This window comes from Bacillus sp. PK5-006 (assembly GCF_054161415.1).
Genome location: NZ_CP096414.1, coordinates 2,200,143 through 2,220,150, shown reverse-complemented (window position 1 = coordinate 2,220,150; position 20,008 = coordinate 2,200,143). Strand labels below are relative to the sequence as shown.

Annotated in this window: 20 protein-coding genes; all 20 read left to right on the top strand. The window is 41.3% G+C overall.

Annotated features, from left to right (window positions below; all coding sequences use genetic code 11):
• Positions 1 to 15 precede the first annotated feature (15 nt).
• The 20 genes from M1D84_RS11465 (at position 16) to M1D84_RS11370 (ending at position 19,989) form a co-directional block, all read left to right on the top strand.
• Entirely contained in the window at positions 16 to 741 is a 726-nt protein-coding gene (locus M1D84_RS11465; protein WP_151863087.1) for a DUF881 domain-containing protein, read from the top strand.
• Positions 741 to 1,109, top strand: a complete 369-nt coding sequence (locus M1D84_RS11460; protein ID WP_003210988.1) for a small basic family protein — start codon at positions 741 to 743, stop codon at positions 1,107 to 1,109. Before M1D84_RS11465 ends, M1D84_RS11460 begins: the two co-directional genes overlap by 1 nt.
• Before the next feature lie 159 nt (positions 1,110 to 1,268).
• Entirely contained in the window at positions 1,269 to 2,591 is a 1,323-nt protein-coding gene (gene ftsA / locus M1D84_RS11455) for a cell division protein FtsA (RefSeq protein ID WP_024424253.1), read from the top strand.
• Between the two features lie 33 nt (positions 2,592 to 2,624).
• On the top strand, positions 2,625 to 3,770 hold the full coding sequence (gene ftsZ / locus M1D84_RS11450; RefSeq protein WP_024424252.1) for a cell division protein FtsZ: 1,146 nt from the start codon (positions 2,625 to 2,627) through the stop codon (positions 3,768 to 3,770).
• Positions 3,771 to 4,072: 302 nt separating this feature from the next.
• Positions 4,073 to 8,389, top strand: coding sequence for a S8 family peptidase (locus tag M1D84_RS11445; protein WP_257802867.1), 4,317 nt, complete (start codon positions 4,073 to 4,075; stop codon positions 8,387 to 8,389).
• 249 nt (positions 8,390 to 8,638) lie between these two features.
• Positions 8,639 to 9,568 carry a sigma-E processing peptidase SpoIIGA gene (gene spoIIGA / locus M1D84_RS11440; RefSeq protein ID WP_332284431.1) on the top strand — a complete coding sequence of 310 codons (930 nt, stop codon included), beginning with the start codon at positions 8,639 to 8,641 and terminating at the stop codon, positions 9,566 to 9,568.
• A 58-nt stretch (positions 9,569 to 9,626) separates the two neighbouring features.
• Positions 9,627 to 10,346, top strand: a complete 720-nt coding sequence (gene sigE / locus M1D84_RS11435) for an RNA polymerase sporulation sigma factor SigE (RefSeq protein ID WP_007499746.1) — start codon at positions 9,627 to 9,629, stop codon at positions 10,344 to 10,346.
• A 143-nt stretch (positions 10,347 to 10,489) separates the two neighbouring features.
• Positions 10,490 to 11,269, top strand: coding sequence for an RNA polymerase sporulation sigma factor SigG (gene sigG / locus M1D84_RS11430; RefSeq protein WP_024424250.1), 780 nt, complete (start codon positions 10,490 to 10,492; stop codon positions 11,267 to 11,269).
• A gap of 151 nt (positions 11,270 to 11,420) precedes the next feature.
• Entirely contained in the window at positions 11,421 to 12,359 is a 939-nt protein-coding gene (locus M1D84_RS11425) for a sugar-binding transcriptional regulator (protein WP_216100349.1), read from the top strand.
• Positions 12,360 to 12,603: 244 nt separating this feature from the next.
• Positions 12,604 to 13,848, top strand: coding sequence for an NAD(P)H-dependent oxidoreductase (locus M1D84_RS11420; RefSeq protein WP_024426935.1), 1,245 nt, complete (start codon positions 12,604 to 12,606; stop codon positions 13,846 to 13,848).
• 12 nt (positions 13,849 to 13,860) lie between these two features.
• Positions 13,861 to 14,292, top strand: coding sequence for a transcriptional regulator GutM (locus M1D84_RS11415; protein ID WP_024424247.1), 432 nt, complete (start codon positions 13,861 to 13,863; stop codon positions 14,290 to 14,292).
• Between the two features lie 18 nt (positions 14,293 to 14,310).
• On the top strand, positions 14,311 to 14,841 hold the full coding sequence (gene srlA / locus M1D84_RS11410) for a PTS glucitol/sorbitol transporter subunit IIC (RefSeq protein WP_024424246.1): 531 nt from the start codon (positions 14,311 to 14,313) through the stop codon (positions 14,839 to 14,841).
• 13 nt (positions 14,842 to 14,854) lie between these two features.
• Entirely contained in the window at positions 14,855 to 15,865 is a 1,011-nt protein-coding gene (srlE, locus tag M1D84_RS11405; protein ID WP_024426936.1) for a PTS glucitol/sorbitol transporter subunit IIB, read from the top strand.
• Between the two features lie 26 nt (positions 15,866 to 15,891).
• Positions 15,892 to 16,248, top strand: a complete 357-nt coding sequence (locus tag M1D84_RS11400; protein ID WP_007499733.1) for a PTS glucitol/sorbitol transporter subunit IIA — start codon at positions 15,892 to 15,894, stop codon at positions 16,246 to 16,248.
• A gap of 129 nt (positions 16,249 to 16,377) precedes the next feature.
• Complete coding sequence (locus M1D84_RS11395; RefSeq protein WP_024424244.1) at positions 16,378 to 17,154, top strand: ABC transporter ATP-binding protein; 777 nt, start codon at positions 16,378 to 16,380, stop codon at positions 17,152 to 17,154.
• A 79-nt stretch (positions 17,155 to 17,233) separates the two neighbouring features.
• Positions 17,234 to 17,470: a YlmC/YmxH family sporulation protein gene (locus M1D84_RS11390; protein WP_008344958.1), complete on the top strand. Its 237-nt coding sequence runs from the start codon at positions 17,234 to 17,236 to the stop codon at positions 17,468 to 17,470.
• A 211-nt stretch (positions 17,471 to 17,681) separates the two neighbouring features.
• Entirely contained in the window at positions 17,682 to 18,545 is an 864-nt protein-coding gene (gene pgeF, locus M1D84_RS11385; protein ID WP_073205108.1) for a peptidoglycan editing factor PgeF, read from the top strand.
• A gap of 6 nt (positions 18,546 to 18,551) precedes the next feature.
• Positions 18,552 to 19,241 carry a YggS family pyridoxal phosphate-dependent enzyme gene (locus M1D84_RS11380; protein WP_034623709.1) on the top strand — a complete coding sequence of 230 codons (690 nt, stop codon included), beginning with the start codon at positions 18,552 to 18,554 and terminating at the stop codon, positions 19,239 to 19,241.
• Between the two features lies 1 nt (position 19,242).
• Positions 19,243 to 19,701, top strand: coding sequence for a cell division protein SepF (gene sepF, locus M1D84_RS11375; protein ID WP_024424241.1), 459 nt, complete (start codon positions 19,243 to 19,245; stop codon positions 19,699 to 19,701).
• Between the two features lie 6 nt (positions 19,702 to 19,707).
• Positions 19,708 to 19,989, top strand: a complete 282-nt coding sequence (locus tag M1D84_RS11370; RefSeq protein WP_073205111.1) for a YggT family protein — start codon at positions 19,708 to 19,710, stop codon at positions 19,987 to 19,989.
• The last annotated feature ends 19 nt before the right edge of the window (positions 19,990 to 20,008 follow it).

Sequence of the window (20,008 nt, the reverse complement as noted above, 5' to 3'; positions counted from 1 at the left end):
AAAAGGTGAGTGGTGTTGAGGAAAAAGAAGCCTTTACTTAGTTTGACAGCCTTAATGGTGATATTCGGCATCATGGTCTCCATCCAATTTAATTCATTGCAAAAGCCCGAAGTTCGTGATACTCGCGATGTGTGGGAGCTAAGAGAGGATTTATCTGCATCTAAAAGTAAAGAATTGGATTTGCTGAAAGAAATTGATAAATACGATGAAATGCTGAAAAAGTATGGTCATCAAGGAGATCAATCAAAAGAAGCTCAACTAACTAAAACATTAAAAGATTTAAAAGAAAAGGCTGGTTTTACAGAAGTGACAGGGGAGGGAATTGAAGTTGACATCTCTCAGCTCTTCTCCAAGGATCTGACCGGGGAAGAAGTGAAAAATATCCCCCCTGATCTTCTGAAAAAGCTAATCAACGAAGCCAATATGTATGGGGCAAAACATATTTCCATTAATGACCACCGTGTGATTAATACAAGTGTGATTCGAGATATTAATGGCACGACGAAAATGGATGGCTACAGCTTAGATGGTGATGAAGTGACCATCAAGATGATCAGCGACCAGGCCGACAAATTATACAGCCGTTTAAATGTATCAGATATTGGTGATTTGTTTGCTCAGGAAAATTTCGGCTTAAGTATTAGCCAGCCGAAGCAGCAAATTCAATTAAAAGCATATGACGGTGCAATTCAGTTAAACGAGTTGAAGCCTCTTGACGATGTAAAGGAGGGAAAATCTTAATGTGGCTTCCTGTACTTGGCTTAATCATAGGAGTTGCGATCGGTTTCTTAACAAATTTTACGATACCGAATGAGTATTCTAATTATCTTTCCCTCGCTGTACTTGCTGCGCTTGATACATTGATTGGTGGAATCAGGGCACATCTGCAAGGGGCATACGATGAACTAGTGTTTGTATCAGGCTTTTTCTTTAATATTATACTTGCAATAAGTTTAGCTTTTCTGGGCGTCCATCTTGGTGTAGACTTGTATTTAGTCGGAATGTTTGCTTTCGGCGTTAGATTGTTTCAAAATATAGCAGTTATTCGAAGAATTCTACTAACAAAATGGACAATTTCTAGAGAAAAAAAGAAAAAAAGTGAGTCATAAAAAAGGATATACATATGATGTAACGAATATTTTCAGTAATCCTAATAAAAAATGTTGATTTTTTAAGTTTTGTTACACACTTGTAAAAACACATTCATTGTATTGTTGTTCAGCAAATAATAGAATAGAAAGTATTGATATGTGAGGAGGTGCCATAGAATGAACAACAATGAAATTTACGTCAGCCTTGACATCGGTACATCCAATATAAAAGTCATCGTCGGAGAAATGGCGGATGATTCGCTTAACATTATAGGTGTTGGAAATGTCCCTTCAGAAGGGTTAAAAAAAGGATCGATTGTTGATATAGATGAGACAGTTCATTCTATTAGACAAGCATTTGAACAGGCTGAGAGAATGGTAGGTTTTCCTTTACAAAAGGCGATTGTCGGAATTAACGGAAACCACATTCATATTCAGAATACGAGCGGCGTGGTCGCAGTATCTAGTGAAAACAAAGAAATACATGCTGAAGATGTGAGACGTGTCTTAGATGCTGCACAGGTAGTATCTATTCCTCAAGAACATCTCGTCGTAGACGTCATCCCGAGACAATTTATCGTCGACGGAAGAGATGAGATCACTGATCCGAAAAAAATGCTTGGTGTTCGGCTAGAGGTGGATGGATCGTTAATTACAGGTTCTAAAACGATTCTACATAACTGGCTCCGATGTGTAGAAAGAGCTGGAATTGAAATTATGGATATTTGCTTGCAGCCGCTCGCATCGGGCTCAGCAGCATTATCGAAAGATGAAAAAAATCTAGGGGTAGCTCTCGTCGATATTGGCGGCGGATCTACAACGATTTCCGTATTTGAAAACGGGCATCTCTATTCTACTCACAGTATCCCTTTGGGCGGAGAGAACATTACAAAAGATTTGTCTATAGGACTTAGAACTTCTACTGAAGAAGCTGAACGAATTAAAAAACAATTTGGACATGCGTTTTATGATGAGGCATCGTCTGAGGAAACATTTGAAGTTTCTGTCATCGGTACCGATCAGAAACAGACGTATACACAGCTTGAGGCGGCTAATATCATCGAGGCTCGGCTGGAAGAAATCTTGCTCTTTGTGGCAGAGGAATTAAGAAATATGGGTGTCCATGATTTGCCTGGCGGATTCGTTCTAACAGGTGGACAGGCAGCTATACCAGGTATCCTTTCTCTTGCACAAACGGTCTTGCAAAACAATGTTAGAATTGCAAGTCCAAATTATATTGGGGTGAGAGAACCTCAGTATATGACAGGAGTGGGTCTGATCCACTTTGCTTATCGCAATGCAAAGATTCAGGGCAGACAAGTTGGATTCCAAATGCCGGATGAGGCGTTTCATGAAGTAGGCGCATCCATGGAGCCGGTTTCTTCTGCACCACAAGTGAAAGAAGCGCAGCCAAGACCGAAAGTAAAACAAAAAGCACAAGAAGAGACAAATAAAAAACCGGGCAAAATGAAAAAACTATTTAATATGTTCTGGGAATAGAATTAGATTTTCGACGGATTAGGAGGATTCAGCATGTTGGAGTTTGAAACAAATATAGACGGCCTAGCATCAATTAAAGTAATCGGAGTAGGTGGAGGCGGAAATAACGCAGTCAACCGAATGATCGAAAATGACGTACAAGGTGTCGATTTCATTGCAGTCAACACAGATGCACAGGCGTTAAATCTATCAAAAGCAGAAACGAAAATGCAAATCGGTGCTAAGCTGACAAGAGGGCTTGGAGCAGGTGCGAATCCTGAAGTCGGTAAAAAAGCTGCTGAGGAAAGCAAAGAACAGATTGAAGAAGTATTAAAAGGCGCAGACATGGTCTTTGTTACTGCTGGTATGGGCGGTGGAACTGGTACGGGTGCTGCACCTGTCATTGCAAAAATCGCAAAAGATTCTGGTGCATTGACAGTTGGAGTCGTGACTCGTCCTTTCACATTTGAAGGAAGAAAGCGTCAGCTTCAAGCAGTCGAAGGAATTGCTTCTATGAAAGAAGCAGTTGACACTTTAATTGTGATTCCAAACGATCGCTTGCTTGAAATTGTTGATAAAAACACGCCAATGCTTGAAGCATTCCGTGCAGCAGATAACGTGCTACGACAAGGTGTTCAAGGGATCTCAGATCTTATTGCTACACCAGGTTTAATCAACCTTGACTTTGCTGACGTGAAAACAATCATGTCCAATAAAGGTTCTGCTCTTATGGGTATCGGTGTTGCGACTGGTGAAAATCGTGCCGCTGAAGCTGCGAAGAAAGCTATTTCTTCACCACTTCTAGAAACGGCAATCGACGGTGCACAAGGTGTCATCATGAATATTACTGGTGGTACGAACCTAAGTCTTTATGAGGTACAAGAAGCAGCGGACATTGTGGCTTCTGCATCTGATGAAGATGTAAACATGATTTTCGGTTCTGTCATTAATGATAACTTGAAGGATGAAATTGTGGTAACTGTTATCGCTACTGGATTTATTGAGCAAGAGCCAGAAGTGACAAAACCACAAAGAAATCCATTAGGACAAGGATTAAAGCAAAATCAATCCATTCCTCAAAAGCGTGAAGTAAAACGTGAGGAACATCAGCAGCCATCATCTCAACCGAGACAAAATACACAATCAAGTGATGATACGCTGGATATCCCAACGTTCTTGCGCAACCGTAATAAACGCTAATCGAGTATCTCTCATCCCCTTCCACCGGAAGGGGATTTTTTCATGTCCAATATATAAAGAAACCCGCATCACTACTAATCAAAAAGTCTTAAATGTGTCTGGGTTACTTTATCCAACATATGTATTTCGACTTAGAGTGATTAAGTAAAAAGAATCATTTTTAAATCCTATTACAAAAAGCGACAAAATGATGAACTTTATTTGACTACATTAAATAGAACACCATGAATCTTGTCATGAACAAAGGAAAGGGAGGAGTTAAACCCATACACTGTTTGACCATTTGAGGAGGAGGGATTTGATTGAAAGTGAAGTTTCGCAAAACCGCCGGCTATCGTTTGATGAGTCTTTTGGTGATTGGTACTTTAATGATGACAAGCTTTGGGATGGTTCAAGCAAAATCGACTTCTACCTCATATCAAGAGGAAGCTGTTTCCTCCAAGAAAACAAAAGCAAAGATCTCATCTAGATTAATGAAACAGTTTCAACAAGAAGACAAGGTGACCTTTTTAGTCAAAATGAAGGAACAAACCAATGTCAAAAAAGTGGCGAAGGATGCTGTGTCAAAAGCCAAAAAACAAAAGTTAACAGCTGCTAAAACGCAGTACACAAAAAGATCAGCTGTCGTATCAGAACTAAGAGCGACGTCTGAAGAGACGCAGGAAGCGCTGCTTGCTTATTTACAAAAAGCCCAGAAGAAAAAGCAAGTGAAGGATATTCATTCGTACTATATTGTGAATGGTCTCGCTGTGACGGGAACGAAAGAAGTCATGGAAAAGATAGCTTCCTTCCCAGAAGTAGATCAAGTGCTGCCAAATGAAATCCGTCAAATCCATCGTCCTGTTGATTTGAAGACTTCAAAGAAAAACAAACAAATCAAAGCAGCAGATGGAATCGAGTGGAATATTTCTCAAGTTCATGCCCCAGAAGCGTGGGCTTTAGGCTATGACGGAACTGGTACCGTTGTGGCAAGTATTGATACAGGTGTGGAATGGGATCATCCTGCATTAAAAGAAAAATACCGCGGATTTGACCCTGCACGTCCGAATGAACCTTCTCATGAATTCAATTGGTACGATGCAACGACAGGTTCTAAAGCGCCATACGATGATTTAGAGCATGGTACACATGTAACGGGAACGATGGTTGGCTCTGAGCCAAATGGAGAGAATCAAATTGGAGTCGCACCAGGTGCAAAATGGATCGCGGTGAAAGCTTTCTCAGAAGATGGTGGATCAGATGCTGATCTGCTTGACGCAGGTGAATGGATTTTAGCTCCAAAAGATGAAAACGGAACCCCTCATCCAGAAAAGGCGCCAGATGTGGTCAATAATTCTTGGGGCGGTGGGCCTGGTCTTGATGATTGGTATAAAGATGTGGTCAATGCTTGGAGAGCAGCGGACATCTTCCCAGAGTTTTCAGCTGGTAATACGGATTTATTTAACCCTGGCGGTGAGGGATCTATTGCAAATCCTGCGAACTATCCCGAAGCCTTTGCGACGGGTGCAACAGATCAAAACAACAAACTGGGTTCTTTCTCTTTGCAAGGCCCCTCTCCATATGGGGTCATGAAACCAGATATTGCGGCTCCAGGGGTAAATATTCGTTCTTCTATTCCTGGGAAAGGATATGAGGATGGCTGGAATGGAACCTCGATGGCAGGTCCGCATGTTTCAGCTGTTGTGGCTCTTCTGCGCCAAGTACAGTCAGATCTGTCTGTTGAAGAGATCGAAGAAATTCTCATTGATACTGCAAAACCGCTGACAGATCAGCAATTCCCGGAATCCCCTAACAATGGCTATGGGGCAGGATTAGTTGATGCAAAAGAAGCCATCACAGCATTAACAGATGGAATTGGCAAGATTGAAGGACAGGTAACAAAAGAAGGAGAAGATACAGAACCACCTGTTTTTTCTCATAAAGGACCGAATGAAATTTTTGCCTCTACGCCAACACCTCTAAGTATTACAGCAGAAGATGAAGTAGCTGTGACAAATGTCTCCTTGACTTATCAAGTGGATCAAGGGAAAAGGGAGACGCTGCAAGCAAAGCGAACGGATGGAAATCATTTAAAAGGGACATATGTTGTTCAGCTCCCAGAACTTGAGGGAGAAAACGTCACGTACCGATGGATTGTGAAAGATTTTGGAGAAAATGAAGCTGCATCAGAACCGTATACGCTTCCGATTAAAACATCCATCACGACTGGCTACTCGCAAGATTTTGAAGCTTGGCCAAGTGGATGGTTCAGTGGTGGAACAAAAGATCCTTGGCAGTGGGGGAAGCCGACCACCGGTCCGAAAAAGGCCTTTACTGGAGATCATGTCTATGCTACAAACCTAGACAGTCCTTATGAAAATCAAACAGATGCTCATTTATCTATGCCGATGATTGCTGTACCTGAGTCAGGCTCCGCCTTTTTACAATATCAATACTGGCATGACCTTGAAGCAAATTATGACTATGTGCATATTCATGTGCAGCCTGAGGGGGAAGATGCTGTCCAAGTGGCAGCCTACACAGGCAAAACAAGTGGATGGACAAAAGGAGAAGTAGATTTATCTGCTTACAAAGGTCAGAACGTGAGAGTTATTTTTCAGCTAAGAACGGATGGCAGTGTGACAAAAGACGGTTTTTATTTAGATGATGTGAAAATAACAGATCAAGCCTTGCCTCAAAAGGCAAAGAAACAGCTTGGCGTCATCAAAAAAGAAAAGCCAGCACAGGAGCAGAAGAAACCCGTCGATCCGAAAAGCGCAAAGCCTGCTAAAATAAAAGAAAAACATGTCCAGATGAAAAAGGAAAAAAGCTTAGATGCCCCATCTATCAAAGCTCTTCCGATGAAGGCAGAAATCAGTGTTCTTGAAAGCGGCAAGTCCACGTACACAGATGAAGCGACAGGGAGATATCAGCTTTCTCATGGTGCAGGGGAATTTACAGTGAAAGCTGAAGCATATGGCTTTGAATCACGCACACAAAAAGTCAATATTTCTGCAAATGATCAAGCAGAGGCAAATTTCTCGTTACAGCCACTAGAAAAACGAACGATATCTGGCACAATTGTCAATGAAACAACGGGTGAAAAAGTAAAAGATGCTACGGTTTATCTTGTAGAGGATGCGAAAATTGAGCCGGTGAAAACAGATGAATCTGGCGAGTTTTCTCTAGAGGCATTGAGCGGTGTGTATACAGTCAAAGTATTTGCGAAAGGGTTTAAAGGATATTCGTTTACAGCCGATGTGACAGAAAAGCCGCTTGAAAAAGCAATCAAGCTGGAACCTTTCATCGGTTTTGCTAGCGAAATTGGCTACGATGACGGAACAGCTGAAAATGCACGGGCGTTCTATGATCCTGGTAATGGCTGGGCGGTGAAATTTTCATTAGAAAAAGGGAAGAAACAAGCACAGGTCACAGGGGGGCTTTTCCGTTTCTGGACAACAGAGTGGCCAGCCCCTGGCGGGAATGAATTTGCGGTTGAAGTGTATGATGCTTCTGGGAAGGACGGCGCTCCAGGTGAGAAAATTGCGGGACCTTTTAAAGCGAATGCGCTGCGTAATGGTGAATGGACAAAAGTAGATTTAGAAGATCAAGCCATTACGGTGGATGGAGATTTCTATCTTGTCTATATTCAAACGAAAAAGAATACGGAATCTCCAGGCCTTGCAACAGATGAAGATGGACCAAATGCTGAAAGAAGCTGGCAGCTGACAAGCGGTGCCTTTTCTCCTTCTCCAAAAGAAGAGGGAAATTATATGATTCGTGCGCTTGTCCAATATGAAGCAGATGTGCCAGAAATAACATCTCCAAAGGCTGGAACGATCACGAACAAAGATGAACTGGAGATTGAAGGGAAAGCCTCTCCAGGGCTTGATGTAGCGATCTATCAAAACGATAAAGAGATTGCTAAAGTGAAAGCAGATCAGTCGGGTGCTTTCAAAGAGAAGGTTACAGTGTCAAGCGGAGAGCATGTATTCACGGCTGCTACTGTTACGGATAAAGGCGCAACGAAAAAGTCCAAATCAGTCAAGGTGATCATTGATCAAACAGCCCCAGTGTTAACGATAGATACACCAAAAAAAGGGGAAAAGTCTAACAAAGAATCACTCACTGTAGAAGGAAAGGTATCGGATGATCATCTTGATCAAGTCACTGTGAATGGAAAAAAAGCAGCAATAAAAGATGGGAAATATTCTGCAAGAATCTTGCTTGAAAACGGGAAAAATACGATCAAAGTAACAGCAAAAGATGCAGCAGGAAACAAAACGACTAAAAAAGTCGATATCGATGTTCAATACGAAGCGCCTGAGATTTCTGAGCTGACACCAGCAGAGAATGTCAATCTATCATCAGGTGAGTCTGTTAAAATTTCATTTAACAGCAGAGAAAAGCTAGACGCAACGTTTGTCATTCACATGCCGCTGACAAACGCGAGATCAAAGCTGCAAAATACAACAGAGCTGCCGCTTCGCGAGGTAGCCAAGGGAACATATGAAGGTTACTGGACAGCTACTTCTACCGCCAAAGCAAAAGGTGCAGTCATTGAAGTGATTGTGCGGGATGATTATGGAAATGTTACTCGACAAAAGGCCCCAGGCACATTAAATATCAATGTAAAATAACACTTAAAAAAGGCACGACTCCTTGGAGCGTGTCTTTTTCGTTTCGAATGATTGTTTGTAAGCTTGTCCGGAAGCACACTCTCTTTCTTTGTGCTCTCATTCCTCGACAAAAACAATAACAATCCACCAAAAGTTCTCTATCATCCCCAACAAGAATTGACAGACTTCCATCTCTTGGCTGTTTTATACTGGTACAAACAAGTGCAAGTACTGCTTTTGATTCTTTGTTTCAGATGAAAGGAGCAGAAGGTGGTCATTTATTTAGATGTGATTTGGCTGTTAAACTTTTGTTTTGATCTATTGCTTCTCTTACTCACTGCATTTATTCTCAAACGACAAGTAAAAAAACGGCGATATATGTTAGGAGCTCTGATTGGATCGAGCATTGTTCTCTTGCTCTTTACACCATTTGCAATGTTTGTGTCACACCCTCTAGGCAAACTGCTTTTTTCTGTCTTGATCGTGCTTGCAACTTTTGGATTTCAAAGATTTCGATTCTTTTTTCAAAACCTGTTTGCTTTTTACTTTGTCACATTTTTGATGGGAGGAGGCATGATCGGGGTTCATTCGTTTTTACAAACCAATACTGTTATTCAAGACGGGCTGCTGATTTCACAAAATGATGGCTTTGGTGATCCCATTAGCTGGCTTTTCGTTTTAACCGGCTTTCCTGCGATTTGGCTGTTTTCAAAGAAACGATTAGGAGAGGTCGGTGCGAAAAAAAGACAGTTTGATGAACAAGTCCTTGCGGAGATACACATTCAAGGAGAGACCATCCGCTTAAAGGGACTCGTCGATTCTGGCAATCAGCTGTATGATCCTATGACGAAAACACCTGTGATGATCGTTCAAGCAGATCAACTCATGTCCATTTGCGGAGAGCCATTTATAGAGCTTATGAAGCAGTCTCATCCTGTTGAAGTGATGCAAAAGCTCAATGATCAATTTCCGCTTCTTGACCGTTTAAGACTTGTTCCATATCGAGCGGTCGGTCATGATCACGGGTTTCTTCTATGCTTAAAACCAGATACGGTCATCATTTATTCAAAAACGCATATGATCCAGCCAGCCAAGTGTTTTGTAGGCATGAGTCTGAGCGGTTTATCAGCAGATCAGGAATTTCAATCCATCATTCATCCAGATATGTTAGACGGAAAAATCATCCAAGGGGTGTCTTAAGTTTTGGTGATGTCTTTTATCTTACGAGGTCAACTTGACATTTAGAAGGGAGAAGAAGATGAAAAAATTAAAATTTAAACTCACTTACTACTGGTATAAACTCCTCATGAAGCTAGGTCTTAAGAGTGATGAGATTTATTATATTGGTGGTAGTGAGGCGCTGCCGCCGCCATTATCAAAGGATGAAGAGCAGGAACTGCTTGTCAAATTACCAAAAGGTGATCAAACAGCAAGGGCTATCCTGATTGAAAGAAATTTGCGGTTGGTGGTCTACATCGCAAGAAAATTTGAAAACACAGGGATTAATATTGAGGATTTAATTAGTATTGGAACTATTGGTCTAATTAAGGCAGTCAATACATTTAACCCAGAAAAAAAGATCAAGCTTGCGACATATGCTTCGAGATGTATTGAAAATGAGATTTTGATGTATTTGCGCCGAAATAATAAAATTCGTTCAGAAGTGTCGTTTGATGAGCCGCTCAACATTGATTGGGACGGAAATGAACTGCTTTTATCAGACGTACTTGGAACAGATGATGATATTATCACACGGGATATTGAAGCAAATGTAGATAAAAAACTTTTGAAAAAAGCGCTGGAACAATTAAATGACCGCGAAAAGCAGATCATGGAGCTTAGATTCGGCTTGGTTGGCGGTGAGGAAAAAACCCAAAAAGATGTCGCTGACATGCTAGGAATTTCTCAATCGTATATTTCGAGGCTTGAAAAAAGAATTATTAAACGATTACAAAAAGAATTTAACAAAATGGTCTAAAAAAATTTTTTTGAAAGCTCTGTCCCTTTGCTGTCAAAGGAATCAACTTCTTTTCTCATGATTCTCATCATCACTCGTGCATATTTTTCCATCCCAAGGAGATACTGAACTTTGTACAACAGCTCCTGTAGGGAGGGAAAAAAGTGTCCAGAAATAAAGTGGAAATCTGCGGAGTCGACACCTCCAAACTGCCTGTTCTGAAAAACGAAGAGATGAGAAAATTGTTCAGACAGCTGCAAGATGAAGGTGACGATACAGCAAGAGAAAAGCTAGTCAATGGCAATTTGCGGTTGGTTTTAAGTGTGATTCAGCGTTTTAACAACAGAGGCGAGTATGTGGATGATCTCTTCCAAGTAGGCTGTATCGGATTAATGAAATCAATTGATAATTTTGATTTAAGCCACAATGTCAGATTTTCAACTTATGCGGTCCCTATGATCATAGGAGAAATCCGTCGATACTTGCGTGATAACAACCCGATTCGGGTGTCTCGTTCACTAAGAGATATTGCCTATAAAGCGCTTCAGGTCCGTGAGAGGCTGATTAGTGAGACAAGCAAGGAGCCAACGGCAGAAGACATTGCCAAAGTGCTGGAAGTGCCTCATGAGGAAATTGTCTTTGCCCTAGATGCGATTCAAGATCCTGTTTCTTTGTTTGAACCGATTTATAATGACGGAGGAGATCCGATTTATGTGATGGATCAAATTAGTGATGATCGGAACAAAGACACACAATGGGTAGAGGAATTAGCCTTAAAAGAGGGAATGCGCCGATTGAATGATCGAGAAAAAATGATTCTCCGCAAACGTTTCTTCCAGGGAAAAACGCAAATGGAAGTCGCTGAAGAGATCGGGATTTCTCAAGCACAAGTCTCAAGACTTGAAAAAGCAGCCATCAAACAAATGAATAAAAATATCTTTTAAAGCCGCCGCTTCATGTGCGGCTTTTTTCATTCTTGTGAGAGAGCACGTCTCTAGTATTGACTCTGTTATTTTTTTCATTTAATCTGTTTTTAACAAATGTTATTTTAGATATCATTTGTTAGGGAACACTTAAGCGGAAAGAAGGGTTATTATGACATTCCATGATGAAAGAAGGCTGCTCATAAAGGTTGCGCATATGTATTATGAAGAAGGCGCCACTCAATCTAAAATAGCAGAAGCTGTTGGGGTTAGCCGTTCGCTCATATCGAAATATTTGGCAAAAGCACGTGAAGCAGGAATCGTGGAAATCATTATTCATGATGAAGTGAATCAACAATATGGATCATTAGAAAGAAAAATAGAGCGGAAATATGGGCTGCGAGAAGTCGTCTGTGTGGAAACGCTCAGCCAAGAAACAACCAAAAGCCGAATCGGCGCTGCGGCGGCAGGCTTTTTATTAAAAGTCATGAAGGATGGACAAGTCATCGGTTTTTCCTCAGGAACGACTTTGCATGAAATGGCGAAAGCGCTTACGTCAGTTCAGCACTACCCATCCGTGACATTTGTTCCGCTTGTCGGGGGTGTGGGAAACGAAGATGTTGATATCCATGCCAATTATATTATTGCGAGATGCACAGAGGCACTCAAATCTAAATGTGAGTTTTTACATGTGCCTGTCATGCTTGATACGAAAGAAGCGAAAGATGTACTGATACGGCAGCCGTCAATCAAAAAAGTGATTGAATTAGGAGAAACATCAAATATTGCGGTTGTCGGGATTGGCGGAGTTCCGCAGCATTCAACGATGGTGAAATCTTATATGACAAGCGGTGAGGAGGATATTCTTCAAGCGAAGGATGTAGCGGGTGACATTTGCTATAACTTTATTGATCACCAAGGAGAAGTGTATCCCCACCCATGGAACGACAGGGTAATGGGCATAAGCCCGCAAAAGTTGAAAGAAATCCCGCTAGTCATTGGTGTCGCTGGAGGAGAAGAAAAAATTGAAGCGATCCGGGCAGCATTAGAAGGTGGATTAATTCATGTATTAATTACGGATGAACGAACAGGAGATGCCTTATTAAAGTAACTACCTAATATGATTAGGTAGTTTTTTTGAGTCTTTAGACTCAAAAAGATTGAAAATTTTATCGATTTTATCTTGACACAAAGTTGACACATCATATAAACTAAGTTCATAACAAATGATAAATAAAATAACAAATGTTACAAGAAACAGATTTTTGTTAATTTTTATAACATTTGTTAAAAGTTTCAGATTATTTTTCTAGCAATCTACGCGAGAAGCAAGAAAACCTGAAAGGATGATTTAGATGTCAATCTATCAACAGTTGTTAGCTCGAGAACGCAGTGGAGATCCAATCAAAGTAGGAATTATTGGGGCAGGCCAAATGGGCTTTGGACTTATTTCACAAATTTCTAAAATTCCAGGCATGATTGTAGCAGGTGTTTGTGATATTCACCTTAGTGCAGCAGAGAAGGCAGCGAATTTTTACAAGCAGCATGCGAAGCCGCATCAAATGGTCGTCACAAATGATTATAGAGAAGTGATTCAATCAGATTTTGTGGAAGTTGTCGTAGATGCAACAGGAGTGCCAGAGGTCGGAGCAAACATATCTTTGGAAGCGCTTAATTCAAAGAAACATCTCGTTCTTTTAAATGTAGAAGTTGATATTACCATTGGTTTGGTGATGCATAAATTATTCACAAATGCAGGACTTGTTTATTCTGGATCAGCTGGAGACGAACCGGCAGCAACACTAGAATTATATGAATTTGCAAAAACAATGGGACTTGAGGTGCTCGTTGCTGGGAAAGGCAAGAACAACCCATTCTTCCCAGAAGCAAATCCAGATACGTGTAAAGCAGAAGCAGATAGTAAACATATGAGTGCACATATGCTCGCTGCCTTCCAAGACGGAACAAAAACAATGGCAGAAATGAACTTATTAAGTAACGCGACAGGGCTTTTGCCAGATAAAGTCGGTATGCACGGAGTCGAAGCAAATTTAGAGAATGTAGCAGATAAATTGAATCAAAAACAACAAGGCGGCGTGCTCGATAACTTCGGAGTCGTTGAATATGTAAATGGACTTGCTCCAGGCGTATTCGTTATCGTCAAGAGTGATCTAGAGCCAGTAGATGAAGAGCTTCGTTACTTAAAAGTTGGAAAAGGTCCTCACTACACGCTTTACCGTCCTTTCCACTTAGCGAGTCTTGAAACACCTGTTACCATCGCAAAAGCGGTCTTACAGCATGATTCATCGATCCACCCGATTGGTGTACCAGTGTCAGAAACAGTCGCTGTTGCGAAAAGAGATATTAAAGCAGGGGAATCACTTGACGGAATTGGCGGATACTCCGTAAGAGGTGTACTTGAAACGCATCAAGACATGAAAACGAACGGTCACATTCCAATTGGCTTAATCAGCGGAAAAGTCGTAGCGAAAAAAGACATCAAATTAGGACAGTTCCTGACTCATGATGATGTAGAGCTTGATTCAAACACAACCGTCTGGAAGCTGCGTTCATTACAAGATCACTTATTTCAATCATAAGGACGTGAAGCTATGGAAAAATTAGCAATCGTACTTTGTATCATTCTCATCGTGCAGTATGGGTTATCTTTTATTCAAATCAAGTATTACCGCAAAAGCATGGACTCACTGATTGATGACTACAGAGGGAAACAAGGCTATCACTTATTTTCAGGAATGGAACGGCGCAAAGTTGGCCCTGGGGCCATTGCGCTCATCATTGTGGATGAATCCTATATCATTCAAAAATGCCATGTGCTTGGCGGCGTGTCGATCTTATCTAAATTTAAAGAAGTCCCTGCATATGAAGGCAAGCATGTAGGGGCTGTGCTGGACGAGCACCACATGATGAAGAAAACGTTGAAAAAGCGTAAAAAGGCGCCAGCTGTCATGCAAGCACTTTCCATGGCGGCTGAGCAGGCACTTGTCTCGATTTCGAAAAAAAATATAACAAATGTGAACTAAAGAAAGGGGAGATGAAACATGGAATGGATTCAATGGTTTGGAGAGCACTTTATCGGAATGTTTGAAGCCGGCGGAAAGCAGTTCATGGGTCTGATTACAGGTATCGTTCCAACGCTTGTTGTGTTACTTACTTTCACTTATGCTGTCATGAAATTTATTGGAGAAGAGCGAGTGAATAGAGCCATTCAGTTTGCAGCGAAATATACCATTTTGCGCTACACGTTAATGCCGATCTTATCTGTACTTATTTTGACAAACCCAATGGCTTATACGTTTGGCCGCTTCTTACCTGAAAAACAAAAACCAGCATTCTATGATTCAGCTGTTTCATTTGTTCATCCGGTGACATCACTGTTCCCGTATGCCAACGCAGGAGAACTATTTGTCTACTTAGGAATTGCGAACGGGATTAAAGAAGCTGGATATTCAATGTCAGAGCTTGCTGTTCGTTACTTCTTAGTCGGGATCGTCGTCATTTTACTTCGCGGAATCATTACTGAATGGATTACAAAATATTTAGCAGGAAAAATGAAAGCGAATTCACAATAGGGGAGGGTTAGACATGACAAACCACAAAGTATTTGTTGCAAAAGGTGCTGGCGGATGGGGAGAAGGCTTAGAGCTTGAACCAACTGGTAAAAGAAGAAAGGTCGTTTCCATTACAGGGGGAGGCATTCACCCGGTTGCACGTAAAATTGCAGAAATGACAGGGACAGAAGCATGTGACGGCTTTAAAAACTCTATACCAGAAGATGAAATGATGTGTGTTGTCATTGACTGCGGGGGAACAGCGCGAATTGGACTTTATCCAATGAAACGCATTCCAACTGTAGACGTTTTGGCATCCTCTCCTTCTGGGCCGCTTGCTAAACATATTACAGAAGATATCTTCGTATCAGGCGTAACAGAAAAAGATATTTCCTATGCAGAAGCATCTGATGGTGAGGCGAAAGCAGAAGGTCAGGAAAACAGTGAGTCGATTGATAAAGAGAATTTCAAAGAAACGTATGCAAAGCTGAAAGAGGAAAATATTGAGCGGCAGGAAAAAGGCAATTTCCTGATGAGATTCTCACGCGGAATCGGGAAAGTCACCGGTACGTTCTACCAGGCTGGCCGTGATTCTGTTGATATGCTTTTGAAAAACATTATTCCATTCATGGCATTTGTCAGTATGTTAATTGGAATTATCAATTATACAAAAATCGGTGATCTGATTGCCCATTTTCTATCACCTTTGGCAGGATCTCTTTGGGGGCTCTTACTGCTTGTTGTGGTCTGTACACTGCCGTTCCTATCACCTGTCTTAGGACCTGGAGCAGTCATTGCCCAAGTCATCGGTGTTCTGATTGGTAGTCAAATTGCACTAGGTAACATTCCGCCTCAATTTGCACTTCCTGCACTATTTGCCATCAACGGTCAAGTAGGGTGTGATTTTATTCCAGTGGGGCTGTCACTTGGTGAAGCGAAGCCGGAAACGGTACAATATGGGGTACCAGCTGTTTTGTATAGCCGTCTTATTACAGGGGTTCTATCTGTTGTGATCGCATACGTTGCCAGCTTCGGTATGTATTAAACGTATTAAAGGAGGAATCGAGATACATGGTAACACAATCTGTCGTAAAAGAAATTGGGATCTTAGTCCCGCAATTTAAAGAAGATAAGCTGATTGTTTTATTTGGACCCGCAGCGCCGCAGGAATTAAGAGATATGTCTGTCATTCATGAGTTCGAACATCTAGAAGAAGAGCCGCTGAAGCTAGGCGGAACCATTCAAGTGGGCGATCAAACGTACACGATCACAGCCCTAGGCAATAAAGCAAATGACAACTTTAAAGAGCTCGGCCATATTTCGATCTACTTCCAAGAGCCGTTTGATGATGTATTACCAGGAGCTGTATTTGCATCCCCGCACACGTTTCCTGATATAAAAGAAGGCGTACGAATTGAAATTTCGTAACCTTGTAAAAAAGCTGTTCCTAAATTGGAGCAGCTTTTTTATATGAGGTTTACCAGAAAGAGCATTTACGATATGCTGTAAACATTCATTATTTGTATATTCAGAATTTTTACTCAGGAGGAAGTTATGGTGTCACTTGAATTGAAGAATGTTTCATTAAAAAGAAATGGGAAATGGCTGCTGCAGTCTGTTGACTGGCAGGTAAATAAGCAGGAACACTGGGTGCTTTACGGTTTAAATGGTGCGGGGAAAACCGCTTTATTAAATATGCTCTGCTCCTATTATTTCCCCACGTCAGGCGAGATGACAGTGCTGGGGCATGTCTTTGGCAAGGAAGCTCTTGGTGAAAAGCTCAGGAGGAAAATTGGTCTCATCTCAGCGGGACTTGAAAAGAAATTGCACAGAGACGACAATGCTTTTGAAATTGTTTTAAGCGGCGCATTTGCTTCTATCGGGCTTTATGAAACCCCGACAGATGAAATGAGAGAGAAAGCCATTGATCTATTAAAAGCGTTTGGTTCATTCAAATATGCCAACAGAACATATGAAACCCTCTCACAGGGAGAGAAGCAAAAAGTCTTGATTGCGAGGGCTTTAATGAATGATCCGCAGCTCTTGATTTTAGATGAACCTGTGACGGGTCTTGATTTTTTAGCAAGAGAGCAAGTGCTGGAGACCATCTCATTTATTGCAGCTAAACCTGATGCGCCTACTTTGCTCTATACGACCCATCATGCAGAGGAGATTCTGCCTGTTTTTCAGCATACCTTATTATTAAAAAATGGATCGGTTTTTGATCAAGGAGAAACAAAAGAGATGATGACAAGCGGCCTGCTTTCTTCTTTTTTTGAATGTCCGGTAGATGTCATGTGGAGAAATGGCCGTCCGCATTTAAGCAAATTGTAGATAAAAGAAACTATTGGTCTGCGTCCCTGCTTTTCCATCATACATATTATAGTAGAAAACGAAAGGCGGGGAAGGACAGATGATCAGTATTTCTGAATTCCAAATCAAGGATGTCGTCGATGTATCCAGCGGGAAAAAACTAGGCACCATTGGGGACATTGATATTAATGTCACAAGCGGTAAAATCCAAGCGATTATTATTGGCGGCACAGGTAAAATGATGGGATTTTTCGGAAAAGAAGAGGAAATGATTGTCCCATGGCGAAATATAGTAAAAATTGGCGAAGATGTGATACTTGTCCGCTTGTCTTCTTAATTCGTATAATTCCTCAATGAATCATTCAATTTTTCCTTAAAACAAACTCTTCATTCTTAGCAAACAATGTCTTTTTCGGGTAAAAAGATTACGTTTTCATATCAATTTGTAAAAAAACCTGCAGAAAGGGCACATTTGAGTGTAATATTTAATGAATCCCACTAACTGTCTATGCATGTCTTGTGGTAAAATAGGAGCGAAATAAAGAGAGATGAATGAAAGGTGGGAGGCAGCTTTGACATACAAATATGACCCCTTTCAGCAGAAATCACCATATGCAATGACCATTCATGATTGGACGAACATGACATGTTCTGGTAAAGAGGTATTGGCCGGGTTTACCACAAAAAACGGCGGCTTCAGCCTACCTCCATATCAATCATTGAACACTGGACTCCATGTAGGAGATGATGCTTCTAGTGTTCAAATGAATCGTCAAGTCATAGCAGATGCTGCTGCTGTGCCGCTCTCTGATTGGGTGTTTGCAGACCAAACACACGAGGATCGCATCCTGAAAGTCACCAAGGAGCAAAGAGGAAGAGGAAGTCTTCATTATCATGAGGCACTGCCTGGTACAGACGGTTTATATACGTCTGAGACAAACATGATGCTCGCTCTTTGTTTCGCTGATTGTGTTCCGCTTTATTTTCTAGCTCCGCAAAACGGATTAATTGGAACGGCTCATGCCGGCTGGAAAGGAACCGTCAAGCAAATTGGTGCAAAGATGGTTGATGTATGGGTCAGCCAAGAAGATGCCAAGGCCGATCATATTCAAGTCGTCATTGGACCATCCATTGGCAGCTGCTGCTACATAGTCGATGACGCAGTCATGGATCAAGTGAAACAGCTTCCTTTTTCAACAGAGGATGTGTATTCCGAGATTTCACCAGGACAATATAAAATTGATTTGAAAACATTAAACAAAAACGTATTGCTTCATGCAGGAATAAAGGAAGAAAACATACATGTCAGTTCGATGTGCACAAGCTGCAATGATCAGCTTTTCTTCTCACACCGGCGTGATCAAGGGAAAACAGGACGTATGATGTCTTTTGTCGGGTTTAAGGAGGCATAAGTGCAATTGAATGTACGAGAGAATCTCAGACAAATAAATGAACAAATAAACGAAGCATGTAAAAGAGCCGGTAGACAACCAGCAGATGTATCGGTCGTCGCTGTGACAAAGTATGTCTCAATTGAACGAGCACAAGAAGCCAAGGAAGCAGGAATTATGCACTTTGGTGAAAATCGCGACCAAGGGTTACTTGAAAAGCAGGCGGCCATAACCGATGAAAACATTAGCTGGCACTTCATCGGCAGTTTACAGACGCGAAAAGTGAAATCTGTCATTCAGTCAATTGACTACTTACATTCGCTCGACAGGATGTCTCTTGCGAATGAAATTGAAAAAAGAGCGGATCACACAGTTCGCTGTTTTGTACAAGTGAACACATCACTTGAGGAGTCAAAACACGGCTTGAAAAGCGAAGACGTCATTCCATTTGTAAAGCAGCTAGCTGATTTCAAACAGATTGAAATTGCTGGACTGATGACGATGGCTCCATTTACAGATGATCACACTGTGATTCGCAACTGTTTTAAAACATTAAAAAATCTTCAAGAAGAAGTAAAACATCTTAACCAAGTAAATGCACCTTGTCAGCATTTATCGATGGGCATGTCAAATGACTTTGAAATCGCAATTGAAGAAGGTGCGACATTCGTTCGGATTGGCTCTTCACTTGTTGGAAATGAAACAGGAGGTGCGTGACATGAGCATAAAAAATAAGTTTAAAAGCTTTTTCACTCTCGACGATGAAGAGTATGAGTACGAATATATTGATGAAGAAAGAGAACCCGTTCAAGAAGAAAAAGGAACGAAGGACAAAGCAGCATTTCAAGATCGCCCGCAGACAGGAAAACAAAATGTCGTCAGCTTGCAAAGCGTGCAAAAATCCTCTAAAGTGGTGTTAAGTGAGCCGCGTGTTTATGCAGAGGCGCAGGAGATTGCAGACCATATTAAAAACAGACGTGCGGTCGTCGTGAATTTGCAGCGCATTCAGCATGATCAAGCAAAGCGAATCATTGACTTCTTAAGCGGAACCGTTTATGCAATCGGTGGAGACATCCAGCGTATTGGCTCGAATATATTCCTCTGCACACCTGATAATGTAGATGTATCTGGTACAATATCAGAGCTATTGACAGAGGAAGAACCTCAGAGGTGGTAAATCATAGTGATTCTATATTACATTTTCCAGTTTTTACAGACTGTATTAACGATTTACTCATTCGCAATTATTATTTACATCTTTATGTCATGGGTGCCATCTGCAAGAGAAACTGTGATTGGCCGTTTTCTGACAAATATTTGCGAACCGTATTTAGAACCATTTCGTAAAATTATTCCGCCAATCGGCATGATTGACATCTCGCCGATTGTGGCATTGCTTGTGATTCGTTTTGCATCATCATATGGACTAACGGGTCTTTACAATATGATTGTGCGCTTCATGTAAACAGGCTGCCGGGCTTGGC